General features: G+C 68.2%; 20 protein-coding genes and 2 pseudogenes. 7 read left to right on the forward strand and 15 right to left on the reverse strand.

The features are described 5' to 3' along the window. Positions 1-31: 31 nt before the first annotated feature. Positions 32-526: an SDR family oxidoreductase gene (locus ACIQRW_RS19810; RefSeq protein ID WP_403761833.1), complete on the reverse strand. Its 495-nt coding sequence runs from the start codon at positions 524-526 to the stop codon at positions 32-34. 389 nt (positions 527-915) lie between these two features. Here ACIQRW_RS19810 and ACIQRW_RS19815 point away from each other — a divergent pair, with 389 nt between their 5' ends. Next, complete coding sequence (locus ACIQRW_RS19815) at positions 916-1839, forward strand: MerR family transcriptional regulator (RefSeq protein ID WP_403761836.1); 924 nt, start codon at positions 916-918, stop codon at positions 1837-1839. A gap of 105 nt (positions 1840-1944) precedes the next feature. After that, positions 1945-2550, forward strand: coding sequence for an HD domain-containing protein (locus tag ACIQRW_RS19820; protein WP_403761839.1), 606 nt, complete (start codon positions 1945-1947; stop codon positions 2548-2550). Between the two features lie 97 nt (positions 2551-2647). On the opposite strand, the gene ACIQRW_RS19825 is transcribed toward ACIQRW_RS19820, so the two are convergent. From ACIQRW_RS19825 to ACIQRW_RS19845, 5 genes are all read right to left on the reverse strand, one after another. Further along, on the reverse strand, positions 2648-3319 hold the full coding sequence (locus ACIQRW_RS19825; protein WP_403761842.1) for a class I SAM-dependent methyltransferase: 672 nt from the start codon (positions 3317-3319) through the stop codon (positions 2648-2650). Positions 3320-3507: 188 nt separating this feature from the next. After that, entirely contained in the window at positions 3508-4383 is an 876-nt protein-coding gene (locus ACIQRW_RS19830) for a virginiamycin B lyase (protein WP_403761845.1), read from the reverse strand. Between the two features lie 51 nt (positions 4384-4434). Next, the gene (locus ACIQRW_RS19835) at positions 4435-5343 is read right to left on the reverse strand and encodes an alpha/beta fold hydrolase (RefSeq protein ID WP_403761848.1); all 909 of its coding nucleotides are present in this window, start codon (positions 5341-5343) and stop codon (positions 4435-4437) included. 145 nt (positions 5344-5488) lie between these two features. Next, a complete protein-coding gene (locus ACIQRW_RS19840; protein ID WP_403761851.1) occupies positions 5489-5707 on the reverse strand; it encodes a DUF397 domain-containing protein in 219 nt (72 codons plus the stop codon). Beyond that, positions 5704-6543, reverse strand: a complete 840-nt coding sequence (locus ACIQRW_RS19845) for a DUF5753 domain-containing protein (RefSeq protein ID WP_403761854.1) — start codon at positions 6541-6543, stop codon at positions 5704-5706. The genes ACIQRW_RS19840 and ACIQRW_RS19845 overlap by 4 nt, the downstream gene beginning before the upstream one ends. Positions 6544-6636: 93 nt before the next feature. Between ACIQRW_RS19845 and ACIQRW_RS19850 the strand changes: the two genes are divergently transcribed. From ACIQRW_RS19850 to ACIQRW_RS19865, 4 genes are all read left to right on the forward strand, one after another. Next, on the forward strand, positions 6637-6897 hold the full coding sequence (locus ACIQRW_RS19850; RefSeq protein ID WP_403761856.1) for a hypothetical protein: 261 nt from the start codon (positions 6637-6639) through the stop codon (positions 6895-6897). Beyond that, positions 6894-7352, forward strand: a complete 459-nt coding sequence (locus tag ACIQRW_RS19855; protein ID WP_403761859.1) for a hypothetical protein — start codon at positions 6894-6896, stop codon at positions 7350-7352. Before ACIQRW_RS19850 ends, ACIQRW_RS19855 begins: the two co-directional genes overlap by 4 nt. A gap of 4 nt (positions 7353-7356) precedes the next feature. Beyond that, entirely contained in the window at positions 7357-7830 is a 474-nt protein-coding gene (locus ACIQRW_RS19860; RefSeq protein WP_403761861.1) for a hypothetical protein, read from the forward strand. Positions 7831-7898: 68 nt separating this feature from the next. Further along, positions 7899-8276 (forward strand): hypothetical protein, encoded by a 378-nt coding sequence (locus tag ACIQRW_RS19865; protein ID WP_403762315.1) that lies wholly within the window; start codon positions 7899-7901, stop codon positions 8274-8276. Positions 8277-8504: 228 nt separating this feature from the next. Here ACIQRW_RS19865 and ACIQRW_RS19870 read toward each other — a convergent pair whose 3' ends face one another. Further along, positions 8505-8693: a hypothetical protein gene (locus ACIQRW_RS19870; protein WP_403761864.1), complete on the reverse strand. Its 189-nt coding sequence runs from the start codon at positions 8691-8693 to the stop codon at positions 8505-8507. 43 nt (positions 8694-8736) lie between these two features. Continuing rightward, positions 8737-8952 (reverse strand): hypothetical protein, encoded by a 216-nt coding sequence (locus ACIQRW_RS19875; RefSeq protein ID WP_403761867.1) that lies wholly within the window; start codon positions 8950-8952, stop codon positions 8737-8739. Positions 8953-9410: 458 nt separating this feature from the next. Here ACIQRW_RS19875 and ACIQRW_RS19880 point away from each other — a divergent pair. Next, positions 9411-9533 (forward strand): annotated as a pseudogene (locus tag ACIQRW_RS19880) (IS5/IS1182 family transposase); the annotation flags it as partial. Positions 9534-9745: 212 nt separating this feature from the next. On the opposite strand, the pseudogene ACIQRW_RS19885 reads toward ACIQRW_RS19880, so the two are convergent. From ACIQRW_RS19885 to ACIQRW_RS19915, 7 genes and pseudogenes are all read right to left on the reverse strand, one after another. Further along, a pseudogene (locus ACIQRW_RS19885) lies at positions 9746-9998 on the reverse strand (transposase); the annotation flags it as partial. Between the two features lie 138 nt (positions 9999-10136). Then, positions 10137-12302 carry an insecticidal delta-endotoxin Cry8Ea1 family protein gene (locus ACIQRW_RS19890; RefSeq protein WP_403761869.1) on the reverse strand — a complete coding sequence of 722 codons (2166 nt, stop codon included), beginning with the start codon at positions 12300-12302 and terminating at the stop codon, positions 10137-10139. A 497-nt stretch (positions 12303-12799) separates the two neighbouring features. Continuing rightward, positions 12800-14260 carry a glucoamylase family protein gene (locus tag ACIQRW_RS19895; protein WP_403761871.1) on the reverse strand — a complete coding sequence of 487 codons (1461 nt, stop codon included), beginning with the start codon at positions 14258-14260 and terminating at the stop codon, positions 12800-12802. Positions 14261-14575: 315 nt separating this feature from the next. After that, positions 14576-15796 (reverse strand): family 1 glycosylhydrolase, encoded by a 1221-nt coding sequence (locus tag ACIQRW_RS19900; protein WP_361336814.1) that lies wholly within the window; start codon positions 15794-15796, stop codon positions 14576-14578. A 94-nt stretch (positions 15797-15890) separates the two neighbouring features. Then, positions 15891-16784, reverse strand: coding sequence for a carbohydrate ABC transporter permease (locus ACIQRW_RS19905; RefSeq protein WP_403761874.1), 894 nt, complete (start codon positions 16782-16784; stop codon positions 15891-15893). After that, positions 16781-17752, reverse strand: a complete 972-nt coding sequence (locus tag ACIQRW_RS19910) for a carbohydrate ABC transporter permease (RefSeq protein WP_403761877.1) — start codon at positions 17750-17752, stop codon at positions 16781-16783. Before ACIQRW_RS19910 ends, ACIQRW_RS19905 begins: the two co-directional genes overlap by 4 nt. A 2-nt stretch (positions 17753-17754) precedes the next feature. Then, positions 17755-18999 carry a sugar ABC transporter substrate-binding protein gene (locus tag ACIQRW_RS19915; protein ID WP_403761880.1) on the reverse strand — a complete coding sequence of 415 codons (1245 nt, stop codon included), beginning with the start codon at positions 18997-18999 and terminating at the stop codon, positions 17755-17757. Positions 19000-19064: the final 65 nt, after the last annotated feature.

Genomic DNA, 19064 nt, shown 5'->3' on the forward strand with positions numbered 1-19064 from the left:
GTGCGAACTCCGCGGCCCCCGCAGGGCCGCGTCACCCTCGGGAGGATCGTGTGCTCACAGCACAGCTATGGATCGACGGGGTCTGACCGCCGTCGACGGTGAGCGTCTGACCGGTGACGAACGAGGCTTCGTCGGACGCGAGGTAGAGCACGGCGTGTGCGATGTCGGAGGTCTCGCCGAGCCGGCCGGCCGGGATCGTGGCGGCCATGCGTCGCAGGTAGTCCTCGCCCAGATCGCTCAGCTTCTCGGTGTGGACGTTTCCGGGCAGGACGGCGTTGACGGTGATGCCTGCCGGGGCCAGTTCCAGCGCGGCGCTCCGGAGGAACCCCAGTTGGCCCGCCTGGCTCGCTCCGTAGGGGGACCACCCGCTGTAACCCGTGGTCGGCCCGGTGATCGAGGAGGTGAGCACCACGCGTCCGTGTCCCGCGCGTTCCATGGCCGGCAGGAACGCCTTCGTCGTCAGGATCGTGCCCCGCAGGTTGACGGCGAGGACATCGTCCACATCCGCGTCCGTCATCTCCCTCATGTCCCTCATGGACCTCTGGGGGAAGACCCCCGGCGTTCGCGCCCGCCACGTCCACAGGCCCGTGGCGGGCCTCGGCCTCGTCGGCCATCGCCTCGATCGCGCTCGGGTCGCGGAGATTCAGGCCCACCAGACGGGCAACCCGGGATCCGGTGGTCCGCGCGGGCTCGTCCGCCACCTCGCGGGCGGCATCCTCGCCTTGCCCCGTGACAGGGAATGGAACGGGGAGACAGAGGCGGACTGGAGGCCGCGGTTGCACCTTCCGTAGCGGCATGTGGTCCGGTGGTCCTACGTCCCGGTCCTGGCCCCGGTTCCGGCCCCGGTTCCGGCCCCTGCCCCGGTCTCGTGAGTTTCTTGAGTTCCGTGAGTTCCTTGAGAAGAAGGTCCTGCTCATGCATTCGTCCTTTGTGCCGCCCCGTCGGATCAAGATCGGTGACGCGGCGGCCTTCGCCGGCAGCACGCCGCGGGCGATTCGCCACTACCACGAGATCGGCCTGCTTCCGGAGCCCGAGCGGGGCGGCGACGGCCGCCGCCGTTACGGCTATGAGGACATGATCCGCCTGCTGTGGATTCGCAGGATGGCCGAGGCGGGGATCGCGCTGGACGACATCCGTGACGCCTTCACCACCGGCACGGCTTCCGCCGGTGCGGACAGCGGAGAAGGCATCGCGGGCATCCTGGAGCGGTTGGAGGAGACCCTCGCCGAGCAGGAGGCGGAGCTGCGGCGGCAGCGGGCCGCCGTGCGGCGGATGCGCACCGAAGGCAGCCGGATGGGCCTGCTCTCCGACCTTGTCACCGGCCGCCTCAAGAGCCTGCCCGAGGGCTCCCTGCGCACGGCGGACCTGGACACCCTGCTGGTCACCGAGCGGATCTTCGGCCCGCTCGGCGCGGCCGTCCAGGCCACTCGCTTCATCGTCCTGGCCACGCATCCCACCCTGCGGGAGGAATCCGACCGCATCGATGACGCCGAGGAGGCACTGGACGACAGCGTCGCCGTCGATGACCCACGGGTGGCGCAAGTGGCCGCCGAGCGGCACGCCTTCGAAAGCTCCCTGCATGCCGCCGTCGAGGAGTCCGGTCTGGACAAGGACGACGATGCCCTCTTCGACGCCTGGGAAGCGGCGCACCCCGATGACGGAGTTGACGGTGTGGACGGAGATAGCGGCTCGGGCGAGGACGAGGTCGGCCTCGGCTCCGCCCGGCGGGAGACCGACTCCATGAGTGTGTTGGACGCCATCGGCAAGATGCCCTACGACTTCTCCCCGGCCCGCCTGCGCTGTATGGAACTGGCTGCAGAACTCTCCGATCACGACTGACCAGGTGCCTGGACGCTGCGACCAGGCACCTTCACCGCGGTGGGGGCTCAGGTCTGGCTAAGCTGCGCATCGCGAAATCACGTTCGGTCTCAAGGGGGAAGACAGATGTTGATCGAGGTCGCAGGAGTGCGTGTACCCGCGGGGCGGGCGGCAGAGGCAGCGCGACTGGTATGTGAGGAATACGCTGACGACGCGCTGTACCACCACTCTGTACGGTCGTACTTCTTCGGCGCGGCCTGGGCGGAGACGCACGGCCTCGACTTCGACCGGGAGCTGTTCTTCGTCTCGGCACTCCTGCACGACTTGGCTCTCACTCCGCCTTTCGACAGCCACACGCTGTCGTTCGAAGAGGCTGGTGGCCACTTGGCGCGGGTCTTCACGGCCGGTCTTGGCTGGCCGACCGAGAGGCGCGATCGGGCGGCTGAGCTGATCGTGCTCCACATGCGGGACGACGTTGCGCCGGAAACAGACGTGGAGAGTCGGCTGTTGCAGGTGGGGACCAGCGCGGACGTCTCCGGGTCGGGGCTGGAGGCCTTCGACGCGTCGTTCAGGGACGCGCTCGTCGAGGCGTACCCCCGCCGGGGCTTTGCCGAGTCCTTCGTGCACCTCTTCCAGGTGCAGGCGGAGCGCAAGCCAGGGTGCGCGGCGGCGGAGTTGGTAGCGGGAGGATGGCCGGAACGGGCCATGTCGAACCTGCTCGATCAGGGCTGAGCCCGCGCGCGGCCGGCAGCCGCCTCTCGGAGAGCGGCCCCGTCGTCCCGAGTGCGGGAGGCGGGGAGGCGGGCAGAGGCCGGCAGCCCCGGGAGGCTCACTCCCTAGGAGACGGGCCCTGCTTCCAGACCAAGGTGTAGCGCCAGAACAGCCGCCGACGCAGCCGAGCGCCGGGCAGCACGCGGCGGGCCTCGCGAACGATGTCCGGAAAAGTTTCGGTCGCCGGTCGGGTCGGCGCGGTCATGGCGACGGGGCGCGGCGCTCTGCGGCCCTTGTTCTTGATCCAGGCCATGGCGATGTTCGACGGAATGGCGACGGCGTCGATCAGGTAGTCGCTCCGGGACTGCGGGCGGTAGAGGCCGACGACGATCAGGGTTCCCCCGGCAGCCAGGTGCCGGCGGAAGTGCGTGAGCGCTTCGCTCAACGGCAGGTGGTGGATGGTCGCGACGCAGGTGATGACGTCGTGGAGCCCGGACGGTACGTCCTTGAGCGCGTCCCCGACGGAGAAGGCCACCGGGGACCCAGGAGCGGTGCGTTCCCGCGCGCGTTCGACGATGACGGGGTCGACGTCGATGCCGTGCACCACCTCGGCCCGGGTGGCCAGCAGCCGCGCGAGATCGCCACTGCCCGATCCGACGTCCAGGGCGCCGGCGAAACGGCGGGGGAGCCGGCGCATGATCCACCGGTGGTAGTGGGCGTTGTGATCCCACGGGTGGGTGGCGTGGAACCGGTCGAGGGCGCGCAGGACGCGGGGGAGTACGGCCGTCATGAGGTGAGTCCATCAGAGCCGCGGCCGCCGTGCGGGCGCAAGCTGTCGATCCGCGCGCGCACCCTGTCGATCAGGGCCGATCAGGCCGCACCGAGGTCTCGCGCGGCACGACGCGGACGCACAGCTCTACTGAGCGCGCTCGAAACGGGTGTGCGGTGCTTCGTAGTGGGAGGTTCCTCGTCCTGAGGCTACGGTTCGATCCGCGCGACCCCTCCCGTTTCGAGCGCCGCCCACAGGGCGCCGTCGGGGCCCTGGGTGATGCCGTGAGGCTCGGACGACGGTGACGGCAGGCTGTACTCGGCGATCTTGCCGCTACCGGTGATGCGGCCAATGCTGTTGCTTCCCCATGCGGTGAACCAGCAGTCGCCGGTGGATACTGCGACGATCGCGTGAGGTTTGGCTGCGCGATCGGGCAGCGGGAACTCCTCGACCGCGCCGTCCACCGAGATCCTGCCGATCTGGCCCGCCGCGATCTCGACGAACCACAAGGCGCTGCCGTCGCTGGTGATGCCCACGGGTGCGGCGCTCGGGGTGGGGAGCGGGTGGATGACGATGTCTCCGTGGACAGTGATGCGGCCGATCGCGTTCGCCTGGTTGAGGGTGAACCACAGGGCCCCGTCAGGGCCTGCGGTGATCGCCGAAGGATAGGCGCCCGTACAGGGAAGGACGAACTCGGTGATCTCTCCCCCACGGGTGATGCGGCCGATCCGGTCGGTGTTCATCTCCGTGAACCACATCGCACCGTCCGGCCCGGCGGTGATCCCGAAGGGTCCGCTGTCGGGCGTGGGCACGGGGAAGGACTCCGTTTCACCGTCCACGGTGATGCGGCCGATCCGGTGGTCCTGGGACCGGGTGAACCACAGTGCTCCGTCGGGTCCGGGGGCGATGACCGTAGGGCGACATCCGGGCGGTTCCAGGGAGTACGCGTCGAGTTCGCCGTCGAGGGTGAGGCGCGCGATGCGGCCGCTGTGCGCGAAGGTGAGCCACAGAGCGCCCTCCGGTCCTGTCGCGATGCCGTACGGCCCAGCACTCTTGTCCGCCACGGACATCTCGCTCACGGCCACAGCAACTCCTCGGTGGGGTGGGGTGGGGGGGGTGGGGTGATGGGGTGGGGATCAATCGGCGTTCTCGACCGGTGCCGCAGCTCGGTCTCGCACCAGGTCGAGAATGATCGCGGCGAGGTCGGCGGGCCGGGTCATGGGGATGTTGTGGTTCGAGCTGATGTCGGTCAACCGGCGGCCGGGGACGGCATCGGCGACGGCACGCACCTCGTCGCGCCGCGAGGCGTAGAAACCCTCCTCGGCCAGCACGATCGTCATCGGACAGGTGAGGCGGTCGTACACCTCGACGCTCGGGAAGACCTCCGCGTCGTGCTCCACGGCGGTGACGGTCGCGATCTCCTCGATGGCCGGTCGCCGTACCCATCCGTGGCCGCAGCGCAGGAAGGAGCGCCGCGTCACCTCCTTAACGAGTTCGTGCCGTGCTCCCGCGTTGAGCCAGTCCCCTCCGGCCTCCCGCACGCACTGCTCCACGTAGGCACGCATCTGGCCGTCGTCCGCTTCCCAGCCGTAGCGGAACATCGTCCGCAAGCGGTCCGCCGCCTCCGTGGTCCGCGCGGCGGCATGCTCGGCGAGTGACGCGTTACGGTCGTCGAGCACCACGCCGTCCACGATGCAGAGGGCGGCCGGTTCCACGAGCCCACTGGCAGTGGCAGCCGTCACCGCGTACCCGCCGGTGGAATGGCCCACCAGAACGGGGCGGACCCAGCCCAGCGCGGTGACGACGCCACCTAGGTCTCGCCAGTACTGCTCGGAGCCGGTGGAGTCGAGCCGGGTCTGCCCGTGGCCCCGCAGGTCGATGGCGATCGGATGACACGCGCTCACCAGATGGGACGCCACATCCGCCCAGGCGGCGGCGTTCTGCCCGCTGCCGTGGACAAGGAGCACCCCCTCCCCGTGGCCACCGAAGTCCACACCCGAGAGGACCCCGTCCACGACGGGGAGTTCGATCTCCGTTCCGATCATCACCGCACCCTGACTACCGGAAGCCAACAAGCGCAACCGCTTTTCCGGCGGGAGGTCCGCGCGGGGCGGGGCGGGTTGCCTGCCCGGACAGCGGGACGCCCCACCGTGCGGGCACGGTGGGGCGTAGCCGGAGTGACGGCGGCGGTCAGGCGGTGGTGTCGAAGCCACCGGCCTTGACGCCCGCCACGAAGGAGGAGAACGCCTCGGCGGCGACGGCCAGGGCCGGGCCGCCCGGGTTCTTCGAGTCGCGTACGGGGACGGTGCCGGTGGTGGACGCGGTGCGCGGGGCCCACTCGACGCACGATCCGCCGTTGTTGCTGTAGGAGGACTTGACCCACTGCTGGGTCGTGGATTCGGTCGTCACGGGGTGCCCTTTCGATGCTGGTGGATCATGTCCACGGTATCTGTCTGCGACAGAGACACAGCCTGCAACTGATGGTAGGCCCTCACCATCGGGATGACCGAGCTGAGTTCACGGTCCAGATGGCCCTGCGTCTCGGACTCGACGTACGAGACCACGGACCGGTCCTGGAGCGTCAACAGATTCACCAGCCGATCGAAGGGCCGACGCTCGCCGGTGCTGAAAGGGGCGATCTGCAACATGGTGTGCGACTGTGCGGCGAAGTCGACCAGATACTGCAACTGAGCGTCCATCACGGCAGGGCCGCCGATCGGGCGGCGGATGCAGCTCTCGTCCAGCACCGCGATCAGCATCGGCGGCACGGTGCGTAGCAGAGCGCCCTGGCGCTCCATGAGTAACGAGACGCGCTGATCGGCCTGTTCGGGGGTGATAACGCCTCGATCGACAGCCGCATCGGCCAGGGCCTGCGCGTACTCCCGGGTCTGCAACAGCCCTGGAACGAGCCCCACCTCGAACAGCCTGATCTCCGCCGCCCGGCCCTCCAGCGCCACGTACTCCGGGAAGCCCTGCAACAGCACCCCGTGCTTGATCTTGCGCCACTCGCGCTCGAACGAATCAGCGGTTCCCGTATAGCTCATCGCCACGTCAACGGCGATCGAGAACTTGCGAGTTGGGGACTTGTGGCACAATTCCACCCCGGAAACGTGCCTCCCCGTGTAGCCGATGCGCGCGCCGAGGTCGTCCTGCTTCCAGCCCCGTGCTTCGCGCTCCCTACGCAGGCGTGCTCCGTAGGCCGCCTCCGGGCCCCCGTCAGGGTTCACGTCCTTGCGGTTGACCAACGTATCCCCCAGATTCGAAACGTTGAAGACGTCTTCACGTTAAGCCACGCTGAGTCGCCCCGGTAGTCATACGGCTACAGAGAGGAGCGAACGGTGTACGGCGAGAACGCCAGCTCGAATACGGAGCCGTCCCCAACCGTCCCGGCCCCGGGGACCCTCCTCGCGGACACCAGTCGCGGTGACCGCGTGGGGGAGTTCCGGGGCGTCGCCGGTCCGTACTGGGCCCTCCGGCCGGTCGCCGGTGGGCGTGAGTGGGAGGTCGAACCGCGCTATGTACGGCCCGCGTTGCTCATGGAGCAGCTTCGGGCCCGCACCGCACGGCTCAACGCCCGCAGTCGGGGGGAAGTCCTGTGAAGGCGGCGCTTTCGGCCCCGGGACGTGTGAGTGCTCTGGACTACGTCGCGGCCGTCACGATGACGGTCGGCGGCAGAGCTCTCCCGCTCGGCGGAGTCGCCCTGCCGAACCGCCGGCTCGTACTGCGCTGGCTCCGGCGGCAGGCCCTGCGGCTGGCGGACGGACACGGGCGCGATCCGGCCCCGGCTGCTCTCTGGCTCGGTGCGAGAGACGTCCGGCCGGTCATCTTCCACGGTTCCGACGCCCCCGAGGCGCTCCGGGCGTGGGCGGGCGACCACGGCCGCCAGGACCACGCCCTGAGCGCGCTGGAATCCGGACTCCCCGCCCTGCTCACCGTGGTCGACCCCTTCGTGGGGCTGCGCGTCACCCTCGGCGGGTGGCCCGTGGATCTGTGCGGCTGGGCGGCGGCAGCCTCGGTGAACCGCCCGTACCCGCCCCGTACGGAAGGGGGCTGACCCCGTGCTGCAATGCACCGCCGTGACCCGAGTCCCTTACGCGGAAGCTCTGCTGGCGCTCGCCACGATGGAGGGCGGGCCCGTGCACCCGCCCGATGTCCTCGACCAGGACGACTTCGTGCTCTGCGAGCTGGCCGACCACGACGAGACGGCCGAGCACGCCGCGCACCTGTGGACGGCGGACGTGCCGGACGACCGGGACCTGTGGTTCCTCTGGTCGGGGACCGGCGCCCACCGCGTCCACCGCCTCGACACGCTTCGGCTGTGCCCCGCCGTGCTCCGCGAGCTGGCGACCCGCACGGTCACCACATGCGCGTACTTCGACCACCACCCCGGGCCGCACTCCTTCTCCGTGACCGACCCGCTCGGCGACCTCATCGCCGAGCACGTCCGCAGCGAGGTCCGGCGACTCGTCTCCGAGGACGACGCTCCCGGCGTGCCCGATGCCCCCGACGTACCCGACACCGACGCGCCCTGACGGCGACCGGAGGTTTCCACTCCATGAACCCCATGAACCCCATGAACCCCATGAACCCCGTGAACCCCGTGAACCAGTGCAGTGCCGTGGCCCTGCTGCCACCCCCGGAGTTCCTGATCCGGCTCGCCGCTCCGGGCGGCAGCCGCCCGGAGGCCGGACACCTTCTCTGCGAGCTCGCCGAGGGCCATGACGGCGACCACGCGATGGCGTTATGGGACGACGACGCGCGTTGCACTGCCGTCTGGGCTCGCTGGAGGGGCGACCGGGCGGTCCTGGCGGAACTGTCCTGGTGCAGCGCAATCGATCCCCGGGGCGAGGACGCGTGCGGGCTGTTCGCCGGCCACCCCTCCACCCACGACTGGGGCATCGTCGATCCGACGCTCGCGGCGGTGGACGCCGTGCTCGGGGCGGAGTATCCACATCTCGCACCACGCGACGGCGTGTGACTTCCCGTCGCGGTGGCCCGGACAGGTCCGGGCCGGTCGCGTGGTCGGCTCATCCCACTGACCGGTCTTCGCCCGGGGCACGGCGGGCGGCACACCGTGGCATCCACATCACTTGGCCGAGGGACGAGCACCAGCGCCGCATGCTGCAAGGGGGTGGGGTGCGGTAGGGCCCTGAGGAGCGAGGAGCGAGGAGAGCGGGCCGGGGCGCTGCGGCGAGCGGCCGGTGACTTACGTGGTCTTCCTTCCGGACCTGTACATCAGCGCTCCGATGACCAGGAAAACAGCGGGAGCGGCCATCACCGGAACGAATTTTGCGCCATCTGCCAGCATGACCACGACTGATATCACCATGACCGCCGTCAGGGCGAGTATCAGGATCCCGAGAACCTTGCTTATGGTTGCCTTCTCGTTGGTCATGCGCGATCCCTTTCTGATCATCCCGCTTCGGCTTGGCTGTCTGTCAAACGCGCCCGCTCTTCCCTCTTTCAATGAAGAAGTAGCCGATGGCGGAAACGCATCCGATGATCGCCAGCAGTCCCCACCCTCCACTGTTGCCGGAAGCGATCAGAAAAACGGAAAGGGCGATACCCGCGACTGCGAACGCGGCGGCGAACTGAACGTACCGCTTGACGGCTGCGCGCTGCTCTGTCGTCCATCCGACGTGCGGCTCTGACATTCATATTCCCTTCGTTTCCCCGGGGGGGAGGAGGAAGGCCCCGAGCCTCGTCTATCCGCAGACGATGTCAACAAACTGTCGGGGTCGCAGTAGCGGTTCTTCCTCACGTGTCATGGAGTTCAGGGTGCCCCCGGGGCCGTGGCTGAACCCCGGACCGGACCGGCGTCCCATGGCCCTCCTGCTCACGCCGGGCCAGTGGGGCGACGCACCGCAGATGGTCGAGGTCCTGGACCGGATCCGGGTTCCCCGGCCACTGGGCGGACGGCGCCGGACCCGGCCGGACCACGTCAGCGGCGACAAGGCGTACAGCTCCCGCCGAAACCGCCGCTACCTGCGAAGACGCCACATCGGCACACGATCCCGGAACCGAAGGACCAGCGGGCCAGCCGCCGGCGCAAAGGCAGTGAAGGCGGCAGGCCAACCGGCTTCGACCGCGACTACTACCGGCGCCGCACGAGGTCGAGCGGACGATCAACCGGCTCAAGAACTCCCGCGCGGTCGCGACCCGTTACGACAAGCGCGCCTACGTCTTTCACGGCACCGTCACCGCCGCAGCGATCCGGCTCTGGCTTCGCCAGTGATCCGCCGAACAGTGCCTTGTTGGTCGGCGGATCACCCGTCCTGCCCCGTCCGAAGGCGTCCGGCCACCGGAAGTGGCCTGCATGAGGACAAATGACGTGCCAGGCGGGATTCTAGGTCTTCCACAGTGGGTGCTGCGGCAGGCTTCGTTTCCTGCGCATGCAGGCCCGCCGACAGCTGCCTCGGCGCCGCCGATTGGCCCGTTGGTCCTTCAGCTCGGGATCGACCTGTCGCCCCGGCCCGCATGGTCCGCCTCGGCCTGGACCGTCTGCAGGAGCCGGTCCCACGTGCCGTCCGCCGACCAGCGGCGGTGCCGTTCGTGCACGGTCTTCCAAGGCCCCTATCGTTCTGGCAGATCACGCCACGGATTCCGGTGCTGCCCCTGGACAGAGTGCCGTTCACCACTGCACGGTGATCGGCCGCCCCTGGCCGCCCCGGGTGGCGGACGGTGGCAGGTGCGGCTCCAGGAGCGACCACTCGTGATCCGTGAGATCCCCCCAGGCTCATAGGCGGACAAGGAAGGGCCCGTCGGAAGGTCACCTCATCTGCCGGTCACTCCCCAGCGCTGTCGAGATGGCTGCCCGTCGACAGCGCTGGGGGGCTCTTCACCGGAGAGTGAGTGGGAGACCGTTCAGGACGATGTCGTCGGGTAGCAGGTGCGTCGGATCGAGCGCATCGGGGGTCTTGTCAGTGACGAGGGTGAAAGTGATGATCTGGCCTCTTTCCAGTGAGTCACGCTGTCCTTCGGGAGTCAGGACAACCTTCATACCGCGCTCGTCGGTCCGGCTGGACTGCACGGCCAGGCGCATGTCTTGGTCCGCTCCGACGTTGTCCTCGCTGTGGGTGATCCGCATGTCCGCGCCGGCTTCGCGCGGGAGTGTCAGCGAGAGGGTCAAGTCTTCGATTTCCGCTCCTTTTGCGGGGGTGGTCACCGTGATGCGGGTGGCGCTTTGGCCGTCAACGACTTCCGGTTTGGCCCAGATCTGAGGCTGGTGGGGGGAACCTTCGGCGGTGGGGGACGTCTCGCTGGTGGGGTGGAGGAGCCACCGGCGGGGTGTGGGGCTGGCGCCGAGGAGTTCGCCAAGCTCTCTGCCGTCTGCTTCCAGATGCAGGGTGTGATCGTCGTCGTGGCGAAGAAACCACCGACTGGGAGTAGCGTCGCCGACTGCGCCCTCCTGCAGAGCACTGCCGTCGCGGCAGACAAGTGGCAGACCGCTGTAGCGGTTGATCAGCAGCCATGCCGTGGAGTTGTCCTCGTCGGCCGTCTCGGCTGGTACGAACTGCCACTGCTGTGACATCGCCTCAGTGGGACGACTGAGAGCGGCTGGGGTGCCAGCCGCCGGGGACAGCGTCGCCAGATCCAGCGACTGTCCAGTGTCGGCACAGGTCAGGGTGTAGAACTCGCCTGCCTTCGGCCCCAGGTACTTTTTGTCGAACTTCCACGCGGGGCTGTCCGGGCGGAATCCGAACACCAGCGACTGGCACTCGAACCGGTCGTAACGGTCACCCCGGACGTGGACCATGCTCCATTTTGGAATCTTGAATCCCGCAACCCACTGATTTGAGTAGTAGGGGGAAACTCCATACCAAGGAGTCTCTTTCTTGTCGCGGAATTCTGCGGAGAACTGCCGCACCCCGTAGTTCGAGGAAGCCCGGACCCACAGCTTGTACGGTCGCTCGTGACTGACGCCAGGAACCACGTCGTACCATTTGTTACCTTTGAAGCCCTGGGCGTCCTCCCACTTCCCATCCACCTTGGCCTGGAATCCGGTAACCATTTCCATGCCGCTGCCGGTATACACCCCAAACTCCTCGAAGGGAGCGGGCATCCCCGACGGGTAAGGATAATTCTTTTCCGCCCATCCCTCGAAAGAACTCCCGGCAGTCTTACCGAAAGGACCGAGCCACAAACAGTAGTCGCGCGCAATCTCCTTGGGGTGATACTCGGGATCGACGAGCTTCGGCCAAAGCCGCCACGCATAATCAAGAGCACCGAGAGACATGACACGCTGATAGTCGAACGCCTTCATCCAGGATCTGTCCCACATCAATTTCACCCCCTTGAGGTAGGTGTTCATCACGTAGGCGGTGTAGGTGCCTCCCACCCAATGCCCAAACATTGTGGGCGTGGCGGGCTTTGCTACCTTGGTAAGCAGATTCTTTGCCTCCTCCAGCCGCTCTTCTCCGAGGGCGATGCGGTCCGCGTTGGCGATGGCATCGCGCAGCAGCAGAACATGGAGGTTTGCGTACTGAGCGAAGACATGAAGTGTCTTCCAGCCGTGCGCAGGTTTAGTGAACCGCTCGAACATTCCCACCAGGTCGGTGTTCGCGGTGATGTATGCGTTGAGTGCTGCTTGGATGTCGTTCTGGTTCCCGGAGGCGGCTCTCTTGGCCTCTCTCACATAGGTGTCGACCTTTGCCTTGCACCAAGCAAGGTCAGAGGTGACGATATCGGCCCAGAGTTCGCCGAGCTTTTCGTCGATCAATGCCTCGACCTGTGCGCGGATTTCCGCCCAGACATCTCGCTGACTACTCGTCGGCCAGAACAGTTTCAAGACCCCGGAGGCGATCAGGCCAAGAAGAGGGCCTGCCGCCGGAATCATCGAGATCACTGTCACGATGGCTTCCTTGGACATTTCCAGCAGGAACTCGGTGTCTGGTTCTTCATCCACGCCCGGGCTGCGCCGGAAAGTATCCGGAACATTGGGTGTCGGATAATATTCTCCGTCAACCTCGGCCGCGTCAGAAGACCCCTGGTGCTCCGCACTCATGATTGCGCTCCTCGCCATGAAAACCAGCACGAACCTCTCCACCAATACCAGCATCCGATGGTGCGGGGAGTTTCCACGCCGGTCGTGGCGCCTGTGTCGGTCCGCAAAAACGGTTCATCCGCAGCTTTTGGAGGTAGACCACCGGTGAACTTTTTCGCCCCATTGAGGTGAGCCCCCGTCAGAAGTCCACGCCAGACACGCCAGGAACCAATGCAATAGTGAATATTTTGTGGAGCCCTCCCCGAATCACCCGTAACGCGCCCGCCCAGTCTGGCCATGATCCGCCGGACAGCCCCTAGGACGGCCGGCTACGGGATGCCGCGATCTTCTCGATCACCGCAGAGGAGTGGCCGGACTGCCGGGTGCGGCTCGAATAGCGCGTCGTGCGTGGTCCCGCACGCCGGTAGCCGGCCTCCGTGACGCGGTAGCGCGCTCTCGTTCGGCCGGCTGCCGTCACCCGACCTGTCCTCCGCACGAAGAACAGGTCGGCCACGACCTCAGATCGAGAACCGCTCCCGCTCCAGCAGCGGTCGCACCCGGCTCCGGAAGCCGCCCGTGCGGAACGGCTGCTGGAGCAGGCCGGGGCGCAGCTCCTGGGCGAGGGACGCGACGATCATTCCCTGGTCCAGGGCGAGCATGAAGTCGCTGACCCGGCCCGTGGACACGTTCACCGAGTCCCGGAAGCCGAGCCCGTCCTCGTACGCGCCGAAGCCCCGCTCCAGCGCCCGCAGGTTGGCCACCGCCTCCCGGCCCGCGTACGGCAGGGCCAGGAAGGAGGCGTGCGGGGTGACGACGCCGTTGGTGAACGCCGAGGGCGGGGGCAGGGGTTCGCCGTCCGTGGTGTGGGTGCGGTCGGTGTTGGAGGCGTAGCCGTCGACCTGCATGCCGAGCGCGTCTACCCCGTACTCCTGGTAGCCGTCCTCGGGGACGTTGGAGGGGGAGAAGCCCCAGTAGCCGTACTCCGCCTCCCGCAGCCCGTGGTCGATCTGGCCGCGTACGTAGCGGTGGTGGGTCACGCCCCACGCGCTCGGCGACCACTGCCGCTCCGGCACGAACAGCGGCACCATCAGCGCCTCGAACATCGAGCCGCCCCAGGTGGGGACCACCTTGCGGCCGCGGTGGGTGTAGTGGCCGTTCCAGACGCGTACGCCGTCGACCGTGACGTAACCGCCGCCCGGCTTCTGCTCCTGCTCGTGCTCCGGCAGCATCGTCCGCAGCAGGTGCCAGTAGTGGTCGCCGGGGAGGGAGCCGTCCGCGATGCCGAGGTAACTGGCCATGCGGGGCTCGGTGTTGAGCGCCCCGTAGTGGTGCGGGGTCGGCTCGTCCGTGTCGGTCCAGACGCCGCCGCGCAGCTGGCCGGGGCCCACGACCGGGTCGGCGGGGTCGTAGGGCGTGTAGAAGTAGGACCAGTCCGCCGTGGCCAGGACGCGGTGGATGCGCGGGCGCAGCGAGGGTGCGGCGTCGGCGGCTATCCGTAGGCCCGTCACCAGCCAGGCGTTGTCGACGGAGGACAGGAACGGGCGGACCGGGTCGCCGGTGCCCGGCCATTGGGTGAGCACCGAACCGTCGTGCGCGTCGTACCAGTTGAGCCAGAAGCCGTGGTGGCGTTCCAGCTTCTCTACGGCGGCGACGGTACGGGTCAGGGCCCGGAGCATCGCGCCTTCGCCGATCACGCCCAGGCCCGCGGCGGCGACCGTCGACCACAGGCCGCAGCCGATGTTGGTCGGCGAGGTCTGGGCGGACTGGGCGGGGGCCCCGGGGCCGCTGAGGTCGATCTTGTCGGTGACGAGGCCGAAGTCGGTCGTCATCGCCTCGATCGAGCGGTACGTGTCGCGGAACCAGGTTTTCAGGAGGCGTGGGTCGGTGGGGGCGGCGACAGCCGCCGGGGCGGTTACGGCTCCGAGCGACAGGGCCGCGGCCCCGGTCCCTGCGGCGGTGAGAAACGTGCGACGGTCCATCGTTCCGGCTCCTGGTGGCAGAAGGGGGAGGGGGAAGGGCAAGTCGTGGTGTTCGGCCGTGCGGGGGAGTGCGAGGTCGTGCGGGCGCGTGGAAGGTCGCGCCGGGCGTGCGGGGTTATGCGGCGCCGTATGAGGTCGCGCCGGGCGTGCGGTGTTGTGCGGGCGCATGCGATGTCGCGCCGGGTGTGCGGGGGTTTGGTGCCGGGCGGGCGGGGGGGGGGGGGGGGGGGGGGCCCGCCCCCCCCCCCCCCCCCCGGCCGGCCCGAGGGAGCCGTCAGGTGGCTCCCCGTACAGAGGGGCAGCCCCGGGGGTGGATCAGGCTGCCGTGCGCGGGAGTTCGCGGGTGCGGCCGAGCGAGCCCAGCCACTTCGCCGAGTCGCGCGGGGTGCGCTCGAAGGTCTCCCAGTCGATGGCGATCAGGCCGAACGTGGCCTTGTACGTGCCCCATTCGTAGTTGTCCAGGGCGCTCCACGCCAGGTAGCCCCGGATGTCGATGCCGTCGGCCAGCGCGGCGGCGACCTCGTCCAGCGCGCCCGCGTAGTAGTCGACGCGGCGGCTGTCGTCGGCGGTGGCGATGCCGTTCTCCGTGACGATCAGCGGGACGTCGCCCACCACGTCGGCCGTGTGGCGCAGCGCCTCGCCGACCGCCGTCGGGTAGTACTCCCACGTCGTCAGCGTCCGCTCGACGTCGTCGGCCGCCGGGATCGGTCCGTCGGGGCCGATCCGCGTACGGGTGTAGGACTGCACGCCGATCCAGTCGTCGCCGCGAGCCGCCTCGATGAAGACGTCCTCGCGCGGGTGGCGGTAGGCGGCGGTGACGTCCTCCGCGCCGGGGAGGGCCTGGTAGACCTGGTTGGCGATGGTCCAGCCGACCTGGATGCCCGCGTCCAGGGCCCGGACCTCCTTGACGGCCGCGTGGTGGGCGGCGATGACGGCCGCGGTCGTCTCGTCGTCGGGGGTGGGCAGGCCGGCGGGCGGGAAGCTGTTGTCGCCGCGCTTGGCCTGGCCCGCCATGACGGCGATCATGTTCGGCTCGTTGATCGTGCAGACGTGGCTGACGCCCTCGGAGATGACGGGGGCGCAGGCCGCCACGTACCGCGCGAACAGCTCCACCGCGCCCTCGGCCGTCCAGCCGCCGCGCGCCTCGAACCACTGCGGGACGGTGAAGTGGTGCAGGGTCACCATCGGGCGCAGGCCGCGCTCGATCGCTCCCTCCACCATCCGCCGGTAGTGGGCGAGCTGGGCACGGGAGAAGTGGCCTTCGACCGGCTCGATGCGGGCCCACTCGATGGAGAAGCGGTAGTCGGTGAAGCCGAGCGAGGCCAGCAGGTCCATGTCCTCGGGCCAGCGGTGGTAGCTGTCACAGGCGTCCAGGCTCGGCTCCGCGATGTGGGTGCCGGCGGCGTGCTCCTTGACCCACCAGTCGCAGTCCGTGTTGTTGCCCTCGATCTGGTGGGCGGCCGTGGACGCGCCCCAGAGGAAGCCCTCGGGGAACGGGACGGGGGTCTTCTGGTCCGAAGCAGGGGTGTGTGTCATCGCGACATGTCTTTCTGGTGGTGGTGAGGGGTGTGACCGCGCTCGGTTACGGGGTGGGGTGCGGCCTCGTACGTGAAGTGCCCGGGCGGGCGCGTTACTTCATGCCCGCCGTGGCGATGCCCTGCGTGAAGTGCCGTTGCAGCGCGATGAAGACGACCAGCACCGGCAGCACGATCAGGAAGGCCCCGGCCATCAGCATCCCGTTGGAGCCGCCGGCCTTGTTGGGGTCGGTGGCGAAGGTGGCCAGGGCCACCGGGAGGGTGTATTTGTCGGGGTCGTTGGTCGCGATCAGCGGCCAGACGAAGTTGTTCCAGGAACCCAGGAACGTGAAGATCGACAGGGTCGCGAGGGCGGGCTTCACCAGCGGCATCACGATCCGCCAGAAGATGTACCACTCGCTCGCGCCGTCCATCCGGGCCGCCTCCAGCAGCTCGTCCGGGATCGACTGCATGAACTGGCGCATCAGGAAGACCCCGAAGGCCCCGGCGGCGAACGGCAGCACCAGACCCGCGTAGCTGTCGATCAGCTGGAGCTTGCTCATCAGCACGAACAGCGGCAGCAGCATCAGGTTGCCGGGCACCATCAGCGCGCCGAGCACCAGGCCGAAGACCTTGTTGCGGCCGACGAAGTTCAGCTTGGCCAGGGCGTAGCCGAGCATCGAGCAGAAGACCAGGTTCGAGACGGTCACCAGGACCGCCACGATCACCGAGTTCATGAAGTACAGCGGCAGGTCCAGCTTGTCGAGCAGCTGCCGGAAGTTCTCCAGGGTCCACTCGGTGGGGATCCACACCGGCGGGCTGGCCGACAGCTCGCTCTGCGTCTTGAAGGCGGAGAGACCCATCCAGAGGAAGGGCGCCGACATGACCAGCAGGCCGAGCGAGAGCAGGACGTAGACCAGGGGGCGGGAGACGTTCCGCTTTCCGGCAGGCCGCTTCCCGGCGGTGTTCTTCAGGGGCTTGACCGCCGCGTTGCTGCTGTTGGCGCTCATTTCGTGTTGTCCTTCAGCAGTCGGAGCTGGAGCACCGTGATGCCCATGATCACCACGAAGAGGACGTACGCCATGGCGCTCGCGTAGCCCATGTGGAAGAAGTTGAACCCTTCGCGGTACATGTTCAGCGAGACCGTGAGGGTCGAGTCGGACGGGCCGCCCTGGGTCATCACGAACGGCTCCTCGAACACGTTGAGGTAGCCGATCGTCGTGATCACCGTGGCGTAGAGGAGGGTCGGACGCAGGAGCGGGACCGTGATGCCCCGGAACTCCTGCCAGACGCTCGCGCCGTCGAGCTTCGCGGCCTCCCGCACCTCGGTGGGGATCGCCTGGAGGCCCGCGATGAACAGCACCATCACCGTGCCGACGTTCCGCCAGACCGCCATGACGATCAGCGACGGCATGGCCAACGTCTCGGAGCCGAGGAAGTCCGGAGCCGTCCAGCCCACTTCGGAGAAGAGGCCCGCGATCAGCCCGTCGCTCGGATCGAGGACGAACCGCCAGACGACGGCCACCGCGACGATGGTGGTGACCACCGGGGCGTAGAAGCCGACCCGGAAGAAGGTCCGCGCCCGGTCGATGCCGTTGTTCAGCAGGACGGCGACGACCAGCCCGATGCCGATGGTCAGCGGCACGCCGACGACCACGAAGTACCCCGTGTTGAAGAGGGACTTGAGGAACTTCTCGTCGCCGAAGAGATTGACGTAGTTCTCGAACCCGATGAACTCCGCTTCCCACGGGCGCGTCACGTTGCGCAGCCCGAAGTCCGTGAAGCTCATCACCAGCGTGGCGAGGATCGGGAACGCCATGAAGACGGTGAACAGGACGAGGAACGGGGTGGAGAACAGCCAGCCCGCCGCGTTCTGCACGCCCATCGACGGCTTGCGGCTCCGGCTGCCCCCGGTGGCCGGGGACGGTGCGGCCCCGGCCTTCCGGGGCGCTTTGGCCTTCTCGGTCGTGGTGCTCATGGCTACTGCTTCACGAGACCTTCGATCTCGGACTGCGCGGTCTTCAGCGCGTCCTCGGCGGAAGCCTTGCCCTGCGTCACCTTGGCGATGGCCTGGTCCACCTTGTCGGTGATCTCGGTCCAGTTGGCCAGGGACGGCGAGGACTTGGCGGTGTCCATCTGCTTCTTGAAGATCTGGAGGTCGGCGTCGTCGGCGAGCGTGCCGGACTCCCACGCGGAGGTGTTGGCGGGCAGGTCCTTCGTCCGCTCGTACCAGTCGGCCTGGCCCTTCGTGTCGGTCAGGTACTTGAGGAACTCGGTCGCCGCGGCCTTGTGCTCGCTGTCCTTGGAGACGACGAGGGAGGAACCGCCGGCCATGGAGGTGGAGGAGGCGTCCGCCGGAACGTTGGCGATGGCCCACTTGCCCTTGATCTGCGGCTGGCCCTCGTTGAGGAGCGTCACGTGCCAGGGGCCGCCGAAGAACATCGGGACCCGGCCGTTGCCGAAGTCCTTCACCACGTCGTAGCCGGGCTGCACGGACTTGTTGGAGAGGCCCTTGTCGAAGTACGAGCCGTACTCCTTCAGCGCCTTGACCGCCTCCGGGCTGTCGACGACGGCCTCGCCCTTGTCGTTGACGATCTCGCCGCCCGCCGAGTACAGGAAGGAGTAGAAGTTCTGCACGGTGTCCAGGCCGCTGGGCTGGATGGACAGCCCCCACTTCGTACCGGCCTTCTCCTGGTACGCGGTCGCCAGGTCCTTCAGGCCCTTCCAGTCGGTCGGAGCCTCGGTGACGCCGGCCTTCTCGGCCAGGTCCGTGCGGTAGTAGAGGACCCGGGTGTCGACGTACCACGGCACGCCGTAGGCGGTGCCGTCCACCTCGCCCTGCTCCCAGCCCGCCGGGAAGAAGTCCTTCTTGTCGAAGACCTTGGTGTCCACCGGCTCCAGCACGCCGAGCTCGGAGAACTCGCCCATGTAACTGCCGCCCATCTGCGCCACGTCGGGCAGGGTGCCGGCCGCCGCTGCCGAGACGAGCTTCTGGTGGGCGACGTCCCAGCCGATCGGGGTCACCTTCACCGTGATGTTCGGGTTGGCCTTCTCGTAGACCTCGGCCACGTCGGCGAGCTTCTCGCCCTCGGCCCCCATGGCCCACACTGTGAGCGTCTGCTTCTCGTCCGCCGCGACGTCGCCGCCGGAGGAGCCGCAGGCGGAAAGGGTCACGGCAAGCGCGAACGCTATGCCGGCGGGGGCGGTTCTGGCGATGCGGGACATGGGAGGGCTCCTCCTTGAGCAATCCGGATGCTGCGCGATGTATGCGCTGCCTGTAAGCGCATACA

Origin of the sequence: Streptomyces sp. NPDC091287 (genome assembly GCF_044768525.1) — a bacterium.
GTDB lineage: Bacteria > Actinomycetota > Actinomycetes > Streptomycetales > Streptomycetaceae > Streptomyces.